This window comes from Bacillota bacterium (genome assembly GCA_012837335.1).
GTDB lineage: Bacteria > Bacillota > Limnochordia > Darwinibacteriales > DTU012 > DTU012.
The window spans coordinates 1-21262 of the sequence record DURM01000073.1; the positions used below are offsets into that span (position 1 = coordinate 1).

Annotated in this window: 14 protein-coding genes; 1 reads left to right on the forward strand and 13 read right to left on the reverse strand. The window is 47.1% G+C overall.

The genetic code is table 11. From position 1 onward, the window contains the following. Positions 1–12 precede the first annotated feature (12 nt). From GX019_10010 to GX019_10025, 4 genes are all read right to left on the reverse strand, one after another. Entirely contained in the window at positions 13–1866 is a 1854-nt protein-coding gene (locus GX019_10010) for a heavy metal translocating P-type ATPase (GenBank protein HHT37494.1), read from the reverse strand. Positions 1867–1906: 40 nt separating this feature from the next. Further along, positions 1907–2197, reverse strand: a complete 291-nt coding sequence (locus GX019_10015; protein HHT37495.1) for an iron-sulfur cluster repair di-iron protein, ric — start codon at positions 2195–2197, stop codon at positions 1907–1909. 177 nt (positions 2198–2374) lie between these two features. After that, positions 2375–3742 (reverse strand): family 43 glycosylhydrolase, encoded by a 1368-nt coding sequence (locus tag GX019_10020; protein ID HHT37496.1) that lies wholly within the window; start codon positions 3740–3742, stop codon positions 2375–2377. Positions 3743–3773: 31 nt separating this feature from the next. Next, positions 3774–4793 (reverse strand): YeiH family putative sulfate export transporter, encoded by a 1020-nt coding sequence (locus tag GX019_10025; GenBank protein ID HHT37497.1) that lies wholly within the window; start codon positions 4791–4793, stop codon positions 3774–3776. Between the two features lie 108 nt (positions 4794–4901). Here GX019_10025 and GX019_10030 point away from each other — a divergent pair, with 108 nt between their 5' ends. Continuing rightward, positions 4902–5801, forward strand: coding sequence for a LysR family transcriptional regulator (locus GX019_10030; protein ID HHT37498.1), 900 nt, complete (start codon positions 4902–4904; stop codon positions 5799–5801). A gap of 14 nt (positions 5802–5815) precedes the next feature. Here the strand turns inward: GX019_10030 and GX019_10035 are convergent, their stop codons facing one another. The 9 genes from GX019_10035 to GX019_10075 form a co-directional block, all read right to left on the reverse strand. After that, a complete protein-coding gene (locus GX019_10035) occupies positions 5816–8446 on the reverse strand; it encodes a GTP-binding protein (protein HHT37499.1) in 2631 nt (876 codons plus the stop codon). Positions 8447–8589: 143 nt separating this feature from the next. Then, positions 8590–10941: a S8 family peptidase gene (locus tag GX019_10040; protein ID HHT37500.1), complete on the reverse strand. Its 2352-nt coding sequence runs from the start codon at positions 10939–10941 to the stop codon at positions 8590–8592. A 17-nt stretch (positions 10942–10958) separates the two neighbouring features. Continuing rightward, positions 10959–12053: an AAA family ATPase gene (locus tag GX019_10045; protein HHT37501.1), complete on the reverse strand. Its 1095-nt coding sequence runs from the start codon at positions 12051–12053 to the stop codon at positions 10959–10961. Positions 12054–12312: 259 nt separating this feature from the next. Then, on the reverse strand, positions 12313–13956 hold the full coding sequence (locus tag GX019_10050; protein ID HHT37502.1) for a hypothetical protein: 1644 nt from the start codon (positions 13954–13956) through the stop codon (positions 12313–12315). Next, positions 13957–16161 (reverse strand): hypothetical protein, encoded by a 2205-nt coding sequence (locus GX019_10055; protein HHT37503.1) that lies wholly within the window; start codon positions 16159–16161, stop codon positions 13957–13959. 405 nt (positions 16162–16566) lie between these two features. Further along, positions 16567–18420 (reverse strand): methyl-accepting chemotaxis protein, encoded by a 1854-nt coding sequence (locus GX019_10060; GenBank protein ID HHT37504.1) that lies wholly within the window; start codon positions 18418–18420, stop codon positions 16567–16569. Positions 18421–18580: 160 nt separating this feature from the next. Continuing rightward, on the reverse strand, positions 18581–19234 hold the full coding sequence (locus GX019_10065) for a rhamnogalacturonan acetylesterase (GenBank protein HHT37505.1): 654 nt from the start codon (positions 19232–19234) through the stop codon (positions 18581–18583). Positions 19235–19338: 104 nt separating this feature from the next. After that, the gene (locus GX019_10070) at positions 19339–19680 is read right to left on the reverse strand and encodes a cytoplasmic protein (GenBank protein HHT37506.1); all 342 of its coding nucleotides are present in this window, start codon (positions 19678–19680) and stop codon (positions 19339–19341) included. A 145-nt stretch (positions 19681–19825) separates the two neighbouring features. Continuing rightward, a partial coding sequence (locus GX019_10075) for an ATP-binding domain-containing protein (GenBank protein ID HHT37507.1) occupies positions 19826–21262 on the reverse strand: 1437 nt, incomplete at its 5' end.

Consider the following 21262-nt stretch of genomic DNA (forward strand, 5'->3'; position numbering starts at 1 on the left):
GCCCTTTTACCATTAACGGAGTTTATACCGCAAAAGCCGCATTCCGTTTAAGATCACTGCCAGAATACTTCCTTCGTGCACCAGCATTCCGATGGACATATTCATCCACTCGCTGAGCAGGACGCTTGCCAGAAGAAACAGGACAACTCCAACGGCAATGATAATATTCTGCTTCATGTTTCTGGCAGTAGCCTTAGTCAAGCCCAAAGCGTGGGGCAGACGGCTGAAATCGGAGTTCATCAAAACTACATCTGATGTTTCAATCGCCACATCTGTACCTCCACCCATGGCGATTCCGATCTGGGCTAACGCCAGGGAAGGGCTGTCATTGACGCCGTCACCCACGAAGGCCACGATCTGCTTTTCTTCTTCAATCAGCCGCTTAATATACGCGGACTTATCTTCCGGCAGCATATTTCCATGAGCTTCCGTTAATCCAAGTTCCCGGCTTACCACATCAACCGTACCCTGGTTATCACCGGACAGCATGATTAGGTTTTTCACACCCAATCGCTTCAGTCTTTCCAGGTCATCTTTCACTCCCGGACGAATCTGATCTTTAACTCCCATGAGAATCCTCAGCTCTCCATCAACTGCGGTGAGCACCAAGGAGTTGCCTTCCCTTTCCATTCTGGCAATATCGGCGCGGGCTTTTGCACTTAATTCCACATTTTCTCTGGTCATCAAGGCAGCGCTGCCAACAGCGATGCGCTGCCCATTGACAACGGCAGTGATTCCTTCGCCTTTCACAACCTCGGTATTTTCAACTGGATAGAACTCCGGCTCCTCAATCGCGGCTAGAACAGCCTTGGCCAGAGGATGATCGGACTCCCGCTCCACGCTGGCAAGATAGCTCAGGGCCTCCTCAGTATTATCGCCGTAATACTCAACAGCCGAGACCGACGGCATGCCTAATGTCAGAGTACCAGTCTTGTCAAAGACAATCGTATCCAACCTGCTGAAATCGCTGATTACTTCGCTGCCCTTTAACAGCACGCCGTGGCGGGCGCCGTTGCCAATTCCAGCCACATTCGATACCGGCACACCGATTACCAGCGCTCCCGGACAGCCAAGCACTAAGATGGTTATTGCCAGCTCAACATCGCGGGAGAACAGCCAGACCATAAAACCAATCACCAATACTGCTGGTGTATAGTATTTCGAAAAGCGGTCAATAAAGCGCTCTGCCTCTGATTTCGAATCCTGGGCTTCTTCCACCAGCTCAATAATTCTGCCAAAAGTAGTATCCTCACCGACCCGGTCTGCCACAATTTGAATCGTGCCGTTATCCAGGATGGTGCCGGCGTAAACTTGAGAACCCGGCTCTTTACTGACCGGAATCGACTCACCGGTAATACTCGCTTCGTTTACGCTGCCCTCACCGGATAAAACTGTGCCGTCAACCGGCACCTTAGCTCCGGTTTTAACCATGAGCACATCGCCAACATCTACCTCATCAACATCCACTTCCTCAAACTCGCCGTTTTCCATCTGTTTAAGCGCTGTTTCCGGTGCCATTTCCGTCAGCTCTCGAATCGCTGAGCGGGTCTTGTTAAGGGTCCGCTGCTCTAAATACGCGCCAAACAGGAAGAGGAAAGTTACAATCGCCGATTCTTCAAAGTTCTGAATAACGAACGCACCCACAACAGCGATCGTAACCAGCACATCAATGCTGACCACTTTCACCCGTAACGCCTGGTACGCTTGGATGGCAATGGGAATTGTGCCGAGAACGGAAGCAGTGATCAGCGACCACCTAAATACTGTGAGGTTATCAACAGTCCATCTGCTTATAAAAGCTGCTGCAATCAGGATACCGCTGATAAGGGCAATTTTATTTTTATTTCTTAAGATCAAACGCTGCACCTAATTCACCCTCTCTATATGAGGCTGTTTTTCTTTCAAACTACTCGTGATACGCTGCATCAAGCTCTGCCAGCATGCTGTATACTGCCTCATAAGTCTCGCAGACATCATCGGGCACTAGATAGTTAGTGGTGATCTCCCGCAGCTGCGTAAACTCCGGAGCCAGTTCTGGCTTTTCCCCACCAGCGGCTGTAATCTTGGCACTGATTTCATTAAATACTTTCTGCACATCATAAAACTCCGGGTGATGCGGTCCATGCACCCGCGCTACAATCGGTACAAACTGCTCCAATCTCTCTAAATACTGCGCTGCTGTCTGTTTGAATTTCATTATTTATCGCTCCTTTTCCTTATTGTTTTTCGCTGTGACTTCATTTTAGCATTGAATCGAGGAAAAAGAATTGATCTAGGTCAAATATTAGTCTCGGCGTGCACATTTAATTCCATACAAAAACCGGCAGTCAGCGCTTGGCACGCATCCTGCCGGTTAGTATTCATTTTGTTTTTTCTAGATAAACGCCTTAAAGCTCCAGAGACCGGGAGTGCCCTCTAAAATCCGCACTCTGAGGAATCTCGCTGTCCCCACTTTCTCTACAACATGGGGTGAACAGAGCTTCCGCTCTTCCTGAACTTTAACCTTAAGCCAGTTTTCACCGTCCACCGATTTTTCCAGGATATAAGCGTGGCCGAAGGTTGGGAAATTAAAGGCCAGCTCACAGCGATCAATCTCATAATTCGCCTTCAAATCCATCTGCCACCAAGGATTTGGGTCGTCTTCCGCTGCCCACCAGCGGGTGCGGTTCCAGCCGTCCACTGCGTTCTGGGCTGCGTAGGTAACCTCCCGGGCGAGCTTAATGCCATCGCTTTCGCCGGTGACAGTACGCCCCGGACGACAGCTGGAAGCTGATGCAGTTCCCTGGCGGGCGATATCAACTGCCTCTTTTACCTCGCGAAGCGGTCCAACACCTTCCCAGCTTAACTTCACCGGTTTAATCGTACCATCGGGATTAAACTCCAGCCAATCAGCGTGCACCTGCCTGGTAGTTCCACCCTCGCCATATTCTAAGTAAACAAAGATAGCTTTATCCGAGTTTTGGGGCAGGAACAGACAACCGTGCCCAGGACCCCAGATTCCTTTTTCATGGTCAGTGGTGGCAATCAAATCTTCTTCAGGCCACTCAAAGGGACCTAAGGGTGATTCTCTGCTCATCACATAAGCGTATTTGTAATTTGCGTTAGAAGATAAGGTATAGAGGTAATAATAAATACCGTTGCGCTTAAAAATCCACGACCCTTCCGAGTAAGCGCCACCATGCTTGGTAGTAATCTGATGGCGGGTGCTTGGATCGATACTCAGCCAATCCGGATTCAGTTTAGCTACATGGCGGCGGCGCCATCCGATATAAGCGGTACCATCATCATCCACAAAAGGATCACCATCAATATCATCCAAAACAGGCACTGCCTTATTCGGTCCCGAGAAAATGTTCGGACCGTTAGCAGTAACAAAGGGACCTTCTGGAGAATCGGCAGTTGCCACGAAAGTCTGCTCCGGATCCGGCTTTGGTGCGTTAGGATCAGGGCTGGCTACCTCACTTGCGGAAAAATAGAGGTAATACTTGTATCTGCCATTTTCCATCCGCCGCAGCACCCGGCCCGGCGCCCAGTATTTTGCTACTGTCCAGTCTACATCGGGAAAAATTGTGCCCTCAAAACTCCAGTTGCAGAAATCAGTGGACTTCCACACTACCGGAACTCCCGATGCTCCTAACCCCGTTCCAATATCTGTAGTGCCATAGAGATAGAAAACTCCATCAAACTCCACTACCGACGGATCTGCAATCGTATCAGGAATAATCGGATTATAAAACCTCATACCCGGCCTCCTTACAGAGATATAGTTTTAACTAAAATCTCCCTGTTACTATCTGGATGCCCATCGACACAAACAACACCAGCGTATCGACGATAAAGCCGAGAATCATGGGCTTAAACCCAAGATCTTTAATCTCGCCGAAACTTGTTCTTAAACCAATAGCAGCTAACGCCATTACCATGCAGAACTTAGAGCTGTTAGAAAGTCCCGGCACCAGTGCATCAGGGATAATACCGAAGCTGCGCAGAGCTACTACAATCAGGAAGAACACCACAAAATGGGGGAATATCTTTTTAAGATTAACCGGCACTCGTCTTCCGTCAACTGCTCTCGACTTGGCTTCCAGCCTCTCGTTAATAAACGAAAAGATTAATACAAACGGTATGATAAACAGTGTCCTTGTTAACTTCACGATTACCGCGGTATTTCCTGCTATTTCCGAAAAAGCATAGCCCGCAGCTACAACTGATGAAGTATCATTAACCGCTGTGCCAACCCACAATCCATATCCCAAATTCGACATGCCGAGCGCCATTCCTACCCACGGAATAGCTACAACTGTAATCACGTCAAAGATAAATGTTGCCGAAATAGCGTAAGCAATGTCTTCATCGTCAGCCTTAATAACCGGTCCTACCGCCGCTACAGCAGATCCGCCGCAGACAGCCGTGCTCACGGCCAAGAGGTTAGTGATTTTCCAGTTCATCTTAAACAGTCTGCCCACTAAATTTCCAATCCCAAAGGCGGTTCCCATGGTAAAGAGCATCACAAACAGGGAATACCGACCCACATCAACAACATCCCGGAAGTTTAAGTTAACTCCCATCAAGATAATCCCAAGCCGCAGAATCCACTTCCCAGTAAAGCCGATTCCCTTATCCAGCTGCTTATATTTGCTTACCAGAGGATTTAATGCCATGCCCACTAAAAGGGCCATCACAGCAGCTCCAATCACATCGCCCGGAACTAAGCTGCTGAGATACATTGCCATGACTGCTGCGCAAATACTGACAATAATGCCTGGTGCAGTGGTTTTTACTTTTGTAAGCATAATCTACCTCCCTAATAACAAACTAACTTGAATATACCACGAATCAGGTATAAAATGAAATTATGTTATTTTATATTATCATAATTTCAGCTTATAAGGAGCTTTGCTATGCTTGACAACCGATTTCAGACATTTCTTGCCCTCTGTGAAACAGGCAGCTACACCAAAACAGCCGAGCTGCTCAGTATGACCCAACCGGCTGTTTCTCAGCACATCAAGTTCTTAGAGGAATACTACCAGGTCGAACTGATCGCCCAAAAAGGAAAAAGCTTCGCCCTCACAGAAGAAGGCAAAGCTCTGCAGGAGTATGTGCGCACCTTAAGCGCCAATTCTAAGCGGATCTTCTCCCTGCTGCACCGGATCAAAAACAAGCAGAAACCTGTAAACTTCGGCGCCACCCTCACCATCGGCGAATACATGCTGCCGCCGATTCTCGATCAGATTATCAAAAGCGATCCGGACATTGAAATCTCCATGTATGTGGAAAACACGCAGGTACTGCAGGAGATGCTGTGGGAGGGCAAAATAGATTTTGCCCTATTAGAAGGGCACTTTAACCGCAGCCAGTTCGAATCAAAATTGATTTCCAATGAGAATTTTATCGCAGTCTGCTCTCCTGAGAGTAAACTTGCGGCAAAATCCAGTTCTCTAGAAAACATCTTGGACCAAAATTTGATCCTCCGAGAACCGGGAAGCGGCACCCGAGACATCCTGGAGCAGGCCCTGTATAACCAAAACTTAAGCATCCATGACTTCCGAAACCAGATCGTGATCGGCAATATGAAAGCAATCAAAGAACTGTGCCACCACAATCGGGGCATTACCTTTATGTATCGCGAAGCGGTTAAAAAAGAGCTGGCAGGAGGGTATCTCAAAGAAATTCCCATCCGGGATTTTCAAATCAGCCATCCCTTTACCTTTGTTTACCTCCAGTCCTCCCCGGATCAGCCCCATCTCGAATACTGGTTTAACCGCATCATCCGGCTGAGAAAGGAAACAGCCCACTAAAAGAGGGTCAGACCCTACTTAGGAGTCTGACCCTCTTTCAAGTTGTTCATCTGCTCGCGGGTTTCCGGAGTAACCGAATCACCAAGATAATTGCGAACCATGCTCTGCTCCCCGAGCCTGCGCGTCTGCTCCGCAGCATAATTAACTTCCCGCAGCAGATCCTCAGCTGACCATACAGTTGAACCGGCTCCCCTAATAATAAGCTGCTCCAGAGTATCGGATGTGGCAACTGTAATCCGATATTTTTTCTGGTGCTCATAGGCAAACCTTTCAATATACTCATCCGCTGTTTGGGCTTCTTTGGTAAACACTACTTTAATATTATTATAATCGCCGATCCGCTCCCTGCCTCCCGGCACCTTGTAGGCGTCAAAAACCACAATTACCTCACACTGCCGCACAGCCTGATAGCTGCAGAGGACATCCATCAGCTTAAGTCTGGCACCATCCATATTATCCTCAGCGAGTTCTTTTACCTCCGGCCAGGCGTGAATAATATTGTATCCGTCGACTAAAAGATAGTGTTCTTTAACCTCACGCTTAAATACCGCAGGTTTTGATCCAGATTTGGCAAGCGGCTTGCGCTTCCGAACCCAGATTTTCTCTCTGCGCTTATTAGCATATACTGCCTGCTCGTAGTAATCGTGATCAAGCTCGTCAAAATCTACCGATTCCGGTTTATAAATCTTAGGCAGTTCAGTTGTGCCGCCATCGCCCCGCTTCAGCCAGCTTTCGAGATGCATATACTGCTTTACCTGATCCCAGGGAACATAAAATCCGGCTCCATTAGCGTAAAAAATCGATCCGGTCGGATTCTCTAAATCCTGCTCAGCGTCATATCCAATCGCGGCAATAACCTCATCAGCGTTGTGACACGGCCGGTAACCGGCCACACTGCAGAACAGCCTGCCCCTGCCTCTTGTATAAGCCGTTACCTCCCGATGGTAATTTCGCATTGTCACAACCGGAGCATAACCGGTCAGCACCGCCAGATCACCATAGGTATCGGAAATCCGGCAGGTTCCGTGCATCTGATCGATATCGGTCATCGCTCTGCCGATCATCTGCTCCGGAATTTCCAAGTGAAAAGCATAATACGGCTCCAGCAGCACTGACTTCGCTTCCATCAGCCCCTGCCGCACTGCCCGATGAGTCGCTTCCCGAAAATCTCCGCCTTCAGTGTGCTTGACATGGGCGCGGCCTGCCACCAGGGTGATTTTCAGATCGGTAACCGGAGAACCGGTTAAGACACCTTTATGTACCTTTTCTCTTAAATGCGTGAGCACTAGATTCTGCCAGCTGCGGCTGAGCTCATCTTCACTGCAGTTAGAGGCAAACACTACGCCGCTGCCGGGGGATCCCGGCTCTAAAAGGAGATGCACCTCGGCGTAGTGGCCCAAAGGCTCAAAGTGGCCTACACCTTCCACCACATCAGCAATCGTTTCTTTATAAAGAATTTTACCGGTATCAAATTCGACTTTAAGATTAAAGCGGTCTTGAATCAATCGCTGGAGAATCTCAATCTGCACTTCACCCATGATCCGGACCTGGATTTCCTGAAGTTCTTCATTCCACAAGATACTGAGCTCAGGAGTTTCTTCTTCCAGTTCCTTAAATTTTGGCATCACCGCCTTAGGATCAACTCCCGGCGGCAGAATAATCTGGTAGGAAAGAACCGGCTCCAAAACCGGAGCATCGCCGCCTTGTTCAGATCCCAAGCCTTCACCCGGCTTGGTCTGAGTAAGCCCCATTACTGCGCAGACCGTCCCTGCCGCTGCCTCGCTTACCGCTTCATACTTCTCCCCGGAATAAAGGCGGATCTGATTTACCTTCTCCTCCCACACACCATTAGTTACCGCCTCTCTAATCTTTAAACTTCCACCGGTAATCTTCATATGGGTCAAGCGAGCACCCTGCTCATCCCGGGTTATCTTAAACACGCGGGCACCAAACTCCTCAGGATAACTCGGCACCACCGCATACTTAACAATCCCATGTAAGAACTCCTCGACTCCTTCTAGCTTCAACGCTGAGCCAAAACGACAGGGAAAAACACTGCGCCGTTTAACAGCCTTTTGAATCTCGGCCAGCTCTAACCTATTCTTCTCAAGATAGATCTCCAGCAGCTCTTCATCGCACATCGCTATCTGCTCATAGAACTCATCGCTTGAAGATGCTCCAAAATCACAGCAGCCTTCACTAAGTTTGCTCTTTAAATCTGCTAAGATCTGATCGCACTCAGCACCATCCTGATCCATTTTATTGATAAAAATAAAGGTAGGAATGCGGTAGCGTTCCAGCAGCCGCCACAGTGTCAGGGTGTGACCCTGCACACCATCAGCAGCGCTGATGACCAGAATTGCGTAATCTAGAACCTGGAGGGTGCGCTCCATTTCAGCAGAGAAATCCACATGGCCTGGAGTGTCTAACAGGGTAATCTGAACATCATCCACTTGAAAAATTGCCTGTTTAGAAAAAATGGTGATGCCCCGCTGCCGCTCCAGCTCATGAGTATCCAGATAAGCATCCTGCTTGTCTACCCGGCCTAACTTCCGCGTTTTACCGCTTAAATAGAGCAGCGCCTCTGATAATGTGGTTTTACCCGCGTCTACATGGGCTAAGATGCCTATAACGAGTTTTTTCATGCTTTAATTCAATCCTTCACGATCAATGTCCGTTCACTATCTATTAGTATTATCATATCAGGTAGCCTTACATGTTTCAATGCGGGGACTCCATACAAAAACTGCCGGTATCAACACTACCGGCAGCAATCACCCCAAACGGACTAAACATCAATTCTGATATCACTACGCAGCTTGATATTGCTGTGCCAGAAATTGTATTCATCTAACAATTGAGTTGTCTGATTATAGACTGGTCTTGTGTTTGTCGGATCTTTAATCGTGACAATCAGGCAAAATTCTTGGCTCAATTCAAGCTCCTGCAAACTTGACTTAGTTTCAATATGATCCCTATACAAACCCTGAAGCTGCAAAAACCAATTTCTCTCCCTGTCTAGATAGTTTTGTCTGTTTGCTTCTGTAAATTCCGAGAGATCTACTGCGTATTTTTTAACCGGATAATACTTATCACCATATTGAATTAACATACGCTCCTTTAATGCGAATTCTGTTTTGTTATCTCTCATTTTTCTTTTGCTGTACAAGCTTTTTAGCAGAACATTCTTTGAATTTCCCCTACCCACTGGATTTAGAACGTTCCATTTGGATGTATCTCTGGGTATTTTTTTATCATAAGTTCCCATTTTGACCTCTAGATTTGACTGGCAGTATTCCGCTCTTTGATTAGGCTCTAGAATTGGATTGTACACTAATGTGACGATAATCTGTCCAAAATAGTGTTCATCATCAACAAGGCAGTCCGGCATAGGAAAATCCAGTATGTCAATATATTCTCCCATAAACAGCTCATCCCTCATAACAAGCGTAACCTCATGAGGAGAATTATAAAGGATATCCTTAACATTCTTTGGCCTTCCAAAGCCAACTTGATTAACTCTCTCTGCAACGGGCAGGATCAGTTTATCTGAGTATGAAGCAGAATGTATTATCAGACCCTTGATTAAGAGTGGATCGAATTCATCATCTATCTCTTGATAAAGACCTGCTGCTAATCCCGCTATACGCGGTGTCGAAAAGCTGGTCCCGACTGATTGGCTTATTGTACCATCCACGCTGAACGACTTGACACCTGTTGTAACTATTTCATTTTGTTGATTAACCCCTGCGTTTCCGCCATAATGCACTACTTCTGGTTTGATGATATACGAAGGACCTCGTCCAATTCTAGTAAAGGGTGATGGATTATCTATTTCTGCTTTATCCCATTCAGATTTATCGTGAGCTATAGATCCTACAACAATCGCTCTTACCGAATCAGCCCCCTGATAAATCCTACCCTTTGGATACCCATACTTAAAATTCGAGCAGTTACCGGTAGATTTACAGATTAAAACATTAAATTCATCCTGCAGTGCATCAAATGCAACCGCAAAGTCTGAAAAACTATTATCGTCGATAGGTTCAGTCACGCTCAATGATAGATTCCATATTTTTACCTGATCACTGTACTGATGTATAACTTCTTTAATGTTAGCAACTAACTCATCTTCCGTAATGGCCTCTTTACTGGTATCAGGGAAAACACAAGCGTCTAAAATCCTCAATCCATTCGTACCAACCCAATCTCTTTGTTCAAGCACATCACCATAGACAGCAATCCCTGAAACAAAAGTACCATGGTTTTTTGCCTGCAGCTGTTCAGGATAAGGTGACCATCTGTGTACTATCCAAGGTCTAAGATGGGGTATATCTGCAACTCCGTTATCCAAGATTCCCACAACTGGATAGTCTATATTACTGTCTGGTTGGAGAATATCAATTGTGTCTGGTTTCGCCACTGCATCCAGCTCGATTCTAAACTTTGGCATCGGTTCGATAGAAAAGATTGATTCAAAAGCTTCGATACTCTTAATCTGCTTCAAATCGTCTAGAGTAATAGATTTAATGTTGAAGATAATAAGCTCAGGTGAATATTCGGTGTATTCTACTTCAAACCCAAGGGATTCAATCGCAAGTTTAAAATTGTTCCGGATAGCAGTGTTCAGCTCGTAATCTTGAAAGTCTATTAAGCGAACCTTATAGTTATCTACATGAGCACTTTCCAATATTAGTGGTTCAAAAGCTTCAAGCCACACGATAGCGGAGATAGCATGAGCATTCCCATTGATGTTTTTCAGCTTCTTTATGATTTCATCCGAATCTTTTTGGGTTTCCACTTTTACCATAATCTCATCAGATTCCACAAGACCTAACAGGTTGTTTTTTCTACTAGTTCTAAACAAGCTGCTTATTTTACGTCTATGACTTTTGGCTAGAGCTTCTTCATGTATTTTTGCTTTGAAAACGAACGGGACTAAGGATTTCTGTTGCTCTTTCCGCGTTACTTGCTCCTTGAAGTCTTCTATCACATGAATAAGAGCATCTGCGCGAGCCTTTAATTCCTCACCGCTCAACAGCCACGTAGGACAGTGATTTGAACCTCCAGGTTCATTAAATCGGTTATCAGCTTCTCGTTTGGCAAAAAACATAATTGGCAGTTTATCAGCTTTTGCCATTGTCTATCACCCCAAGATCAAGACAATTTTTTAGAAATCTCTCTAATCTTTCTTAAAGAATAGCCAAGACCTTCGTGAATTTCCCGCTGAACAACGCCATGCTCTAGTAAAAACTCAATAAAATCGTCATCACTGATGACCCTGTGGTTTCTATATAAATAAACCTCCCGCAGCAGCTCCCAACTTTCTACTAAGTCCCGACCTTCGATAATTGCTTTCGTGACAGCATTATTTATTACCGTTTTTATATCCGCATGGCTCATACCGACACAAGCTGCGGCGAATTCATCTAATTTCCGTTTGTTGGTGACAACACCGCTTCGGGCAGAATCTAGAAACTTAATTGCTAATTTTTTTATTCTGTCTTCATCAGGCCTGTCTAAACAGATAATCTTCGAAAATCTACGCCATACCGCATGATCAAGCAGTTCGTGATGGTTTGTGGCAGCAATCAAGATATTATTATGGCTGAAGCTATCTATGTTTTGTAGAAGGCTGTTTACTACACGTTTTAATTCTCCAAGTTCGTGCTTATCATCCCTCAGCTTAGCAATAACATCAAACTCGTCAAGGAACAAAATACAAGATTGTTTAGAAGCAAAATCAAATACCTTTCTTATATTCTTTGCGGTGCTGCCTAGCAAAGAGGAGATCAAACCATCCAGTCTAACTGTCAATAGTGGAAGCTCTGTCAAGACAGAAATGTATTGGGCAGTAGTCGTCTTGCCGCACCCGGGCGGACCATAGAGTAAGAGTGAATAAACTGAATCAATACCTGCTTGTAAGATCTCATCTCTCTTATGAAAAATCTGAACAAAACTGTCGATCTCATCTTCAACATAAGGAGCTAACAGCGGTTTCTCAAACAATGGGTCAGGATAAAAGATATCTACCATTTCCATACGGCTCTCAATATCTACTGGTTTTGACGCAAACGCATCTAGTGCTAGCATTCCTGGTTTTCTACTGCTCAACAACGATCGAATTCGTCTTGATAAACGTATGTCACCCGTCTTTTCTAAATTCTCGGCAAGAACTCGGGCGTAGTTATAAACCTTCTCTTTGTCGCCTATCATTCCCCCTTCAATTATTTTCACTATTTCGGTGTACATAGCACCACCCCTAATCATCTCCTGTTATTTACTAGTTCAACTGTTGAACGTCCGGTACAATATCCGCCTATTCTGTTACATTAATATGATTTTCCGTTATATTTTTCGCCAATATCGTTACATTTCCTGCCAATAAGAATTTTTTCTTTAGAGCACTATCAGGGATAGACAATTTCAACAACAGAAGCAATTGATGTGATAATCCAAGTAGTAGAATGAGACATAACACAAAAGCAGCGCTTTCACGCTGCTTCTGTGTTTAATAGTGGGTATGGTTTACCACTGTCCGATACAGATAATCCCCATCTCGTTTCGCTGCTTTGGGATTGCGCACCGCGTGCTTGCTGCCGTAGACCCGCAGTCTGCCAGCATGCAGGGTAATTACTTCTTCCGCCCCATCCCCATTAAAGTCAAACATGTGGTATACCTGATCGGGGAAGTAGAATTCGCCTTCACCTGAATCATTGATCTTAAACTTATACCAAAACAGCTGCTCAGTTCCATCTCCAAGCCAGTCTCCCTTTACAAAGTCTGGGTTGCCGTTAAGAGGGACTTGCGGCCATAATTTGATCAGATCACCATTCCTGTCATACCAGTAAATCTGGGCTGATAAATACACACCGGGCAGCCGGTTATAAATCCTAGCACCCGCAGCTACCTGCGGACCCGGACAATCCTGGAGAAAGTATCCGGTTTCAATCTGCTGGGTGTGGTGAGCAGGACGCTGCCAGATCAGTTCCCCTGAATCCAGGCGGAGAATCTGGACACCTAAACCGCTGTAAGCTGCCACTATTTCCTGTCTGCCGTCACCGTCAATGTCACTAAAGCGCATGCTGTCAATGTGATCTCCGTTCTTCGGCATCAGCTGATCCCAAATCACCTGTCCCTGTGAATCCAAAGCCAGAGCACCCACGAGAATATCATCCAACCCATCGCCGGTAATATCCCGGGGATAAATGTAGTGTCCCAAATTGTCTTTTTTGCGAATTTCCACATGACTCCACAGCAGTTCTAAGTCTGGTGAGTAAGCGTTAATTGATATTGTCCCACCCGAATCAGCGAACACGATGAAATGTCTGGGATAGCCAGGTTCAAGTCGAGCAATCGCGATCCGGTAGTTATTAAAGTCATCGGGGTGAACCGATGGAAACTCCGTCTTCTTCTTGATTTCCCCCGTCAACCCATCAGCAATCACCAGCCAAGCCTGGCCGTCAAAATGGCGCCAGTGAATCAGCTCACCAAAACCATCTCCATCGATGTCCCAGATTACCCCCGGCGGCTCAAAGCTGGCCCGCCGTTCACAGCATTCCTCCAGCGGCGGTGCCTGGTACATCCACAGCTCGGTGCCATCATGATCGTAAACATGAACTGAGTAATCCCGTTCAAAAGCAGCAAAACCAATCCTGCCATCGCCTCTTAAATCCCCGAATTTCACGGTGCTCCCCATGCAGATCTGGTACTCATGAAGCAGTTCCAGATCACCAGGGAGAAACTCCTGCGGCAGAGTCTCTGGATCAAAATTGGGATCCGAGGATAGGACTAGCAGATCTACACTGGCTCCTTCAGCGATGGGCTGCAAAGAAATCTTCACCTTTCCCGCATCAAGTTTAAAGGTACTGCCCTTCTGCCAGCTGTTTTCCCGATTGCCAAAAACAGCACTGTCTTCTGTTTCATTGATCATTACCTTAAATGCACTCTCCTCACTGCCGTGGCTGTGCACAAATAAAGTGTACGGCCCTGCGCTGGGAACTTCTATTACTGCCTCAGCACTCTTGGTGGAGCCCATGCGCAGTCCTGTGTTGTTGTAAATCCACGGCAGTCTCAGCATCCGCGCATCTGTCAGCGTATATTCATCAGGCATAGCGGCAATAAACTTGTCCGCGCCTATAATCACTGCATCCATTTATGATAACTTCCCTTCTCTGCTTTTTTCAACCATACCCATCAGCGCTGGCATCCGCACGCCAAAGCGCAGTGATTGGGTCATCTCCTTACCCTGGTCATCAAGATCTTTACAGCTGTTCTTAAATGCAGTTACAGCTTTATCCCACAGATCCTGGTTTCCAGAATAGAGGTAGGCATACCCCACACCGGGAGATACCATGCGGTTATTCTTCGGCGTGTGGTAGTTCCGCATACCGTTCGTTCGAGTATATTCCCACTCCCCGATTGCTTCAATCCAGTTAATCTGGGCGAGCCGCTCAGCAATCGCGATAATAATAGCTTTAATCAACTCATCGCCGGTCAGCTGATAGTACATCACCAATGACTCTAACACCGGTGATCCGATTAAAAACACCTGCCAGTAGGAAGGCGGGTAATTCTCCCTTTTCATGCAGCCTTCAAAGTGGCCTAACTCAAAGTCAAACAACTCCACTACCCGGTTGCGAATTTTAACAGCAGCATCTAAATACTTCTCATCGCCAAAGACCTGATAAAGGGCAAGCATAGCGATTAAAGGCCAAGTAACTGCCCGCTCTGTGCCGCCGATCTCATCCTGTTCTAAAACTAGGGAGCACCAGCGCTCTCCCACAAGTTGAGCCAGATCCCTTGCCCGGTAATCACCGGAAATCAGGAAATATTCCAGCATGCCCTGAAGCCAGGAATGGGAGCCCAGCTTGGGAGCAGCGGTGTTGTGCCGGTGTGAGTGAGGGTAGATGTATCCTGCGTATGCTCCAGCGTTGACAAAGTCAATATTATATAAATGCCTGGCTGCAGGAAGGGCAAATTCAGTATACCATCTCGTTCCTGCGCCGCGAACAAACTGGAGAATTCCCGCGTGGGGGTAGTCATACTCGCAGTTATTCCAAATAAAAGACTTATTCATCAAATCATCGCCGAAATTGCGGTCCCCGTACAGCCCCAGTTCTTCCCGCCGATTCAGGATCATTTCCAAGGATTGGTTGACCAGGCTTTCAAATTCCGGACAGTGATCATCGCTGTGGACTGTTAAATCGCCAAAGAAACCGCTGGAAACATACCATTCATATGAAGCAGCGGCAGTTAAAGGTGTATGCAGTCCCGCAAAGATGGAGGCCAGTTCCTGATAAGCTTTAGCTGCTGCGTCAAATACCAATAACAGCTCATGGGTTCTGGCTTCCCCTTCCGCAAAACTGTAGCTGGTGACAATATCATCGGTTAACCGGAAAGAATCCTTCCATTGGGACTGCTCCGGCAGCAGTCCCAGCTTGATCACAACATCTTCGATCTCTATACTTTTGGGGAACATCTGCCAGAAAAACCGCACCGCTGCAGCACTCTTGTCATCGCCAATCCAGCCTTGGAAGCGACAGTTCCTATTTTCACCTTCTGAACCGGTAACAAGCCTGATCTGATCATGCTGATCCTGAAGCAGGCCAGCACCGCTCTCTTCCTCGAGGAGCAGCTCTCCTGATTCCGAGTATACTCTGCCTATTCCTGCTTTAGGAATTACAAACGAAGCATCAGCCAATTCACCAGTTTGATCAGCAATTATAGTATTGAATACTCTACAATAAGGGCGGTTGCGGTAGAATTCAACTCGGATAACATATGTAAACCCGGACTCAGTTAATTCCGCATCAAGATATGGACCCTCCAGCTTAACAACTGCTTTCTCCGAGCCATTCTCGTCAACTATAAACTTGGTCGGTCTGCCGGGTTTAAGGACAGTTCCCAGCTTGGTTTTAAGTCTGGGACCAACGCAGTCGGCATCTGCCCCTTTCAAGATCTCGGCAAAGAGGCTGCCAACAGTGATATCGCCAGCTGCAAAACGAACTGCTCCTGTGTTCACTCTCAATGTGTTTTGCTCATGCGAGATCAAATTATCTTGCTGCGCTGCAGCTGGCTGGGGTTGGGTATTAATCTTAATATAATAGTCCTTACTGCTGAAAGAAGGCACATCTGCCTGAAAGTGCACCAAAACCCAACTCACATCTTCAGTTCCGGGCCACCAAGCCAAAGGCACAGCCTGGCACGGAACATTTCTCCCATCCGCATCAGCTAAAGAGAAGCCGGCCGCTGCTTTGATCTTCAAATCCCGGGAAAGAGGAATTCCCACATTGACCGGTTCCTTACTGCGTGGATACCGCGACTGGTTTTCTACAGTAATCTTAATCCGAACAGTCAAAATATGCTGCCTCCCAAATAACGAGTTAATCCCACGTATTATAGTAGGGTATTATATAACTGCAATATTCTCCCAGCAACTCCTAATCACCTGTTAATTATAAAAAAACAAATCAAGCATTACAGTCTTTTCCAAGGGCGAGGATAATAGGGGGGTCCCATGTGCTCAACCAGATTAGAGAATAAAGACTGCAGATTGCTTGATTTGTTGTAAAGAAAAACACCCGATTACGGGAACATGTATCTTAATGATTTTTTAAAACTCTAGAATTATACTTTTCTCTATATTTACAGATCAAAACTTACTATAACAGGTTTCTATAGTATTGTCAATTGGTATTATAAAAAAATACCCGAAGCAGCACCAAAAAGTGCCGCCTCGGGTTTATTCTTTCTGCTCATTTTTTTACTTCAGCTTAAAGCGATCTACCAATTCCCGCAGGCGCGTACTCATATTGGTTAAGTCCTGAGCCGAGTCCGCCACCTGCTGAATGGCTGCCGCCTGCTGCTCCGTCGCGCTGGCGACTTCATGTCCGCCAACATTCAGCTGCTTGAGAGCTCCAGAGAAATCGCTAATTTGATCCATGATTTCTTCAACCACCCGCAAAATACCGTTGAGCAGATCACTAGATTCATGGACCTGCATAATAGCCAGTTCCGCCTGGTCGGAACCTGTGCTCATGTCGGCAACAGCAGCGGATATTCGGGATTGAATTTGGGTAATCAAGGATCCGATTTCTGTGGTAGCTTCACTTGACTGCTCAGCCAGCTTCCGCACCTCATCCGCTACTACAGCAAAACCGCGGCCGTGCTCTCCCGCCCTCGCTGCTTCAATGGCTGCATTGAGGGCAAGCAGGTTAGTCTGCTCGGCGATATCCTCAATCATGCGAGCAATATTGCCAATCTGCTTCGACAAGGTGCCCAATTCACCGACTTCCAGCGCCATCCGCTGAATATTATCCCGGAGCGAATTCATCTGCACGGTAATATTCTCAATCGCACCGGTTCCCTCGGTGACCTGCTTAGAAATTTCCTGCACTTTATTATTCATCACCTGCGCGTTATTGTTCATATCATCCAAAGTGCTGGAGAATTGATTCGTTACACTCGCTACCTGCTCTATCGATGCGCTCACTTCCTCGGAAGCAGCTGCCAGCTCTTCACTGGTCTCTTTCACCTTATCGGTAGTTTCCGATGTCAACCCCAGAGCATTGCGCATGCTCTCAACAGTTAGATTGATGGCCCGGGCTAAGGCTCCCACCTCGTCCTCAGATTTCACCGGTACAGTATGGGTAAAGTCCCCTTGAGCGATGCCTTCCACCACAGTTTTTTGTTCAACTAAAGGTCTGGCAATTCTCAGGGCAATTAAAACTGCAAAGCCGATGCCGATCGCTATAAACAAGGCTGAAACACTGATCTGGTAAAACATTAGGCTCCGCACATCCTGGAGCACTTCTGACTCCAGGGCTCCAATCCCGATTACCCAGTCGGTCTTGGCCATGGGTGCAAATCCATTGATCACAACGTCATTCCCATAATCATACCGGCCGATGCCTACATTGCCCAAACCGACCTCTGATACCGCTTTACCAAGTCCGGCTAATTCTGCGGTATCGGTGAAGATATTGCGCTGCTGAATCACATGCTCCCGCACCGGTCCGGCAATAATGGTTCCGTCACTGCTGAACACATAAGCAGCTCCCGATTCACCAAATCCCAGCCGGTCTGTTATTTCACTGACGGCGTAAGCGTTGGCGCGAGCCATCAGCACTCCCACCACTTGATTATTCCGTGTAATTGGCACGACTAAGCCGAGTACGATTGTTCCCGTTGCGCGATTAACAATCAGATCTGATGCTGTCGGGGTGCCGGCAAAGGCCCGCTGCACATAATCCCGATCACCGACATTAACGATCGTGCCGTCATCATGCATCGCGTCTCCGTTGGGATAAACAACCGATAACGCTTCATACACCCCCAACCGCTTCAGTTCTGACTGGAGAACCGGCTGCTGCTGGCTCCAGTCCATACTCTGAATTTCCGGTCTGGCGGCGATCGCCTCCAAAAGCGAAATATGGGTTTCCAGCCTGCTTTCAACGTAATGGGCAGCTTCTTCTGCCTGCATCACCAGCACGGCTTCTACCAGATTGATCACTGCTGAGGACCCTCTGAGGTAAGCAAGAAATCCAAGTCCTAAGCAAATTACTAAAATTAAGACACCTACCGAGACACCAATCTTCACCGCAATCCTTCGCTTCATCCAGATCGCCTCCTTGGGCTAGCTCGAACATTTAATAAACATAATCTTTATCAATATTAACGGTTGTAATATCGAGAATTCTCGCTTTATTTGGGAATTCCTTCCTCTTTGAGTTCAAAAAAACCCTAAGATAATTTAACAATTACCTTAGGGTGGAGGATTAACCTAAATACTCAGCCAGCGGCAGATTGAGTTTCTTAATCTCCTCACAGGCCATTTGGGCAGTTCTGGTTGCTCCCCATGGACTGAGATGGGTGGTGTCATAGGGAACATAGTACACAGTGAGTCTGGCTTCGCCCAGCTCAGAAACGAGTTCCCTGGTTCTTTTTTCGAGATCAAGCAGTGGAACATCCAACTCTTCGGCAGCTTGCACTGCCGCTTGAATATAATCGCCGTGGCTGTCTTGAAGCGCACCGTCTTTAAACCAGCCGCGGACTATGGATGTGCAGATAATCGGGACAGCTCCTTTACTGCGGGCCTGCTCCACATAAAAGCGCAGGTGATCCATGTACGTGGTGAAAGGTTCGGTATGCCGCTTCTCATCGGGTTTTTGGTCGTTGTGGCCGAACTGGATAATCAGCCAGTCTCCCGGTTTCATGCTGTTGTAAACCGGTTCCCACAAGCCTTCATCTAAAAAGCTTTTTGAACTGCGGCCGTTGCGGGCATGGTTAGAAACCACAGCTTCCTCTTTGACAAACAGCGGCAGCATCTGTCCCCAGCCCCGCTCAAACTCCTGATCCGGGGACTTGTCCGCCATCGTGGAATCCCCAATCATGTAAATCGTTACTTTACTGCATTCACTTTCTCCGCTCATGTTGTACCTCCTAGAACTTACACTTGCACATTTAAATGCACCGGATATCTATTCACTTCTCCATCCCACAAATCCTGCAAAAAAAAGCTGCCCATTGGGACAGCTTAGAACAGGATAATCTCATATTCTTCTCTGGTAAATACTTCTAAATCTGAATGTCCAGAGAGCGCCGCATCAATAGGAAGACCCTGCTGTTGGGCATCTTCCAGGGAACCCATCTGCGCAGCGCAGGCTTTGCATACTGATTTAACTAAACCAGCGTCCTTGATTTTCTTCCACAGCTCAGCTCTTGGGGACTGCTCCAGCTCGGAAATCAACTTGGTCGATGCTCCTTCGATGATCAGCGCTGTTTCATAGCCCCGCTCATGGTAATTCCATAAATTAAGCAGCGCATGAGTAAAACACGACATTTCTCCCTGGAAACTGACAATGGCAATCTTTTTCATTTGTCTCCTCCCCCTTTAGTCTTCTCCCACACCCACAATAACCCGCTGATAGCGGGTCAATGGCAGTGTTCCGCTATCCGTACCCGCTAAAATGATGCTGCCACCAGACGCGAATGTTATCACCAGTTGCTCGTTTAATGCTGGTTTACCTCCGGTAGTGAATTCTTGAAGGTGGCTGCTGCGGCAGAAGCTTCAGATACGGACTGGGATTCCGATATCTACCATTTTTCGCTTCATACCAACTTAAAAACAGGTGGGTTTTGGCTCTGGTAATTCCCACATAAAACAGCCGCAGCTCCTCCTGCTCTCGTCCTTCCTTCGTGGCACCATAATTGGGAAACTCATATTCACTTAATCCCGCCATAAACACCACATCAAACTCCAGCCCTTTGGCCTGATGCACCGTAATAACCGTAACGCTGCTGCTGTTGTCCAACCGGTCAATATTTCTGGCTAAAGCGGAAAAATTGATCAGGGCCTGCAGCGAAGCGGTGGGATGCTGCTCGAAGCTGTCAAACTGCCGGGCTGTATCGATCAGCTCCATTAAGTTTTTCATCCGCTTCGGTTCTGATTGATAATATGCCAAAAGACCGCTTTCCTCAAGCACTCGGTACAGCAGCTGACTGGGCTGCAAGCTCCGCATCTTATTTCTCCAGCTGTTTACCTGCTCCGCTAGCGGTATAAATAACTGTTTAAACACTTTGACCACCTGCTGCCGCTTGCTGCGTCCTTCTCTAAGCTTAGGAAGCAGATACCAAAGCAGCTCCGCTGTAGCAGCAATATCGTCGTCGGCCCTATGGGTTGGCCGATGGGAAAACCCAAGCTTGGCCGCTAAATCTCCCAGCTTGTAGCTGTCGGTATCGATATATCTTTTGGCAAGGGTGAGGGTATCATACCAGAACTCAGCCGTAAAATTTACCCCATACCGCTTGCCGGCGCTTTCCACCATCCGGATATCAAAACCGATATTATGGCCTACCAGCACCCCATTCTCGACAAAATCCACAAACTCCCGAAGCACAGTCTGGGCATCCTCACCGCGCTTGGCTAAAAACTGATCGGTTAGGCCGTGGACATACACGCTCTGGCCGACCGGTTTCCCAGGCTTCAGGTATTTATGGAATCTGTCGACAATCTGGCCTTTGTGCAGTTTTACCGCTGCCAACTCAATAATCTCATCCTGAGCCGGATCAAGTCCGGTAGTTTCGCAGTCAAAGATCACAATCGTCCCGCTTTTAACTGCCAGCAGGAGCACCCCAAAGGGATCTCCCGTCATGATCGTATCCAAGGACACCATATCGGTTAATCTCAAGCCGCTGTCAGCATGAGACTCTATTTTCTTAATTGACTGCTCCCCGATTCCCCGAGTGGGTCTTCGCAGCATCCTTATCAAACTGAGGCGGTCATCCGGATTTAAAAGCAGCTTCAAATAGGCCAGTGCATCTTTTACTTCCTGCCGGCGGAAAAACTCATATGTTTCTACCGTCAGATGAGGGACGCCCTGCTGCTCCATGGCTTGCGAGATATACCCAGCTCGGTTGTTGGTGCGGCAGAGCACTCCAATCCTGCTGTACGGAATACC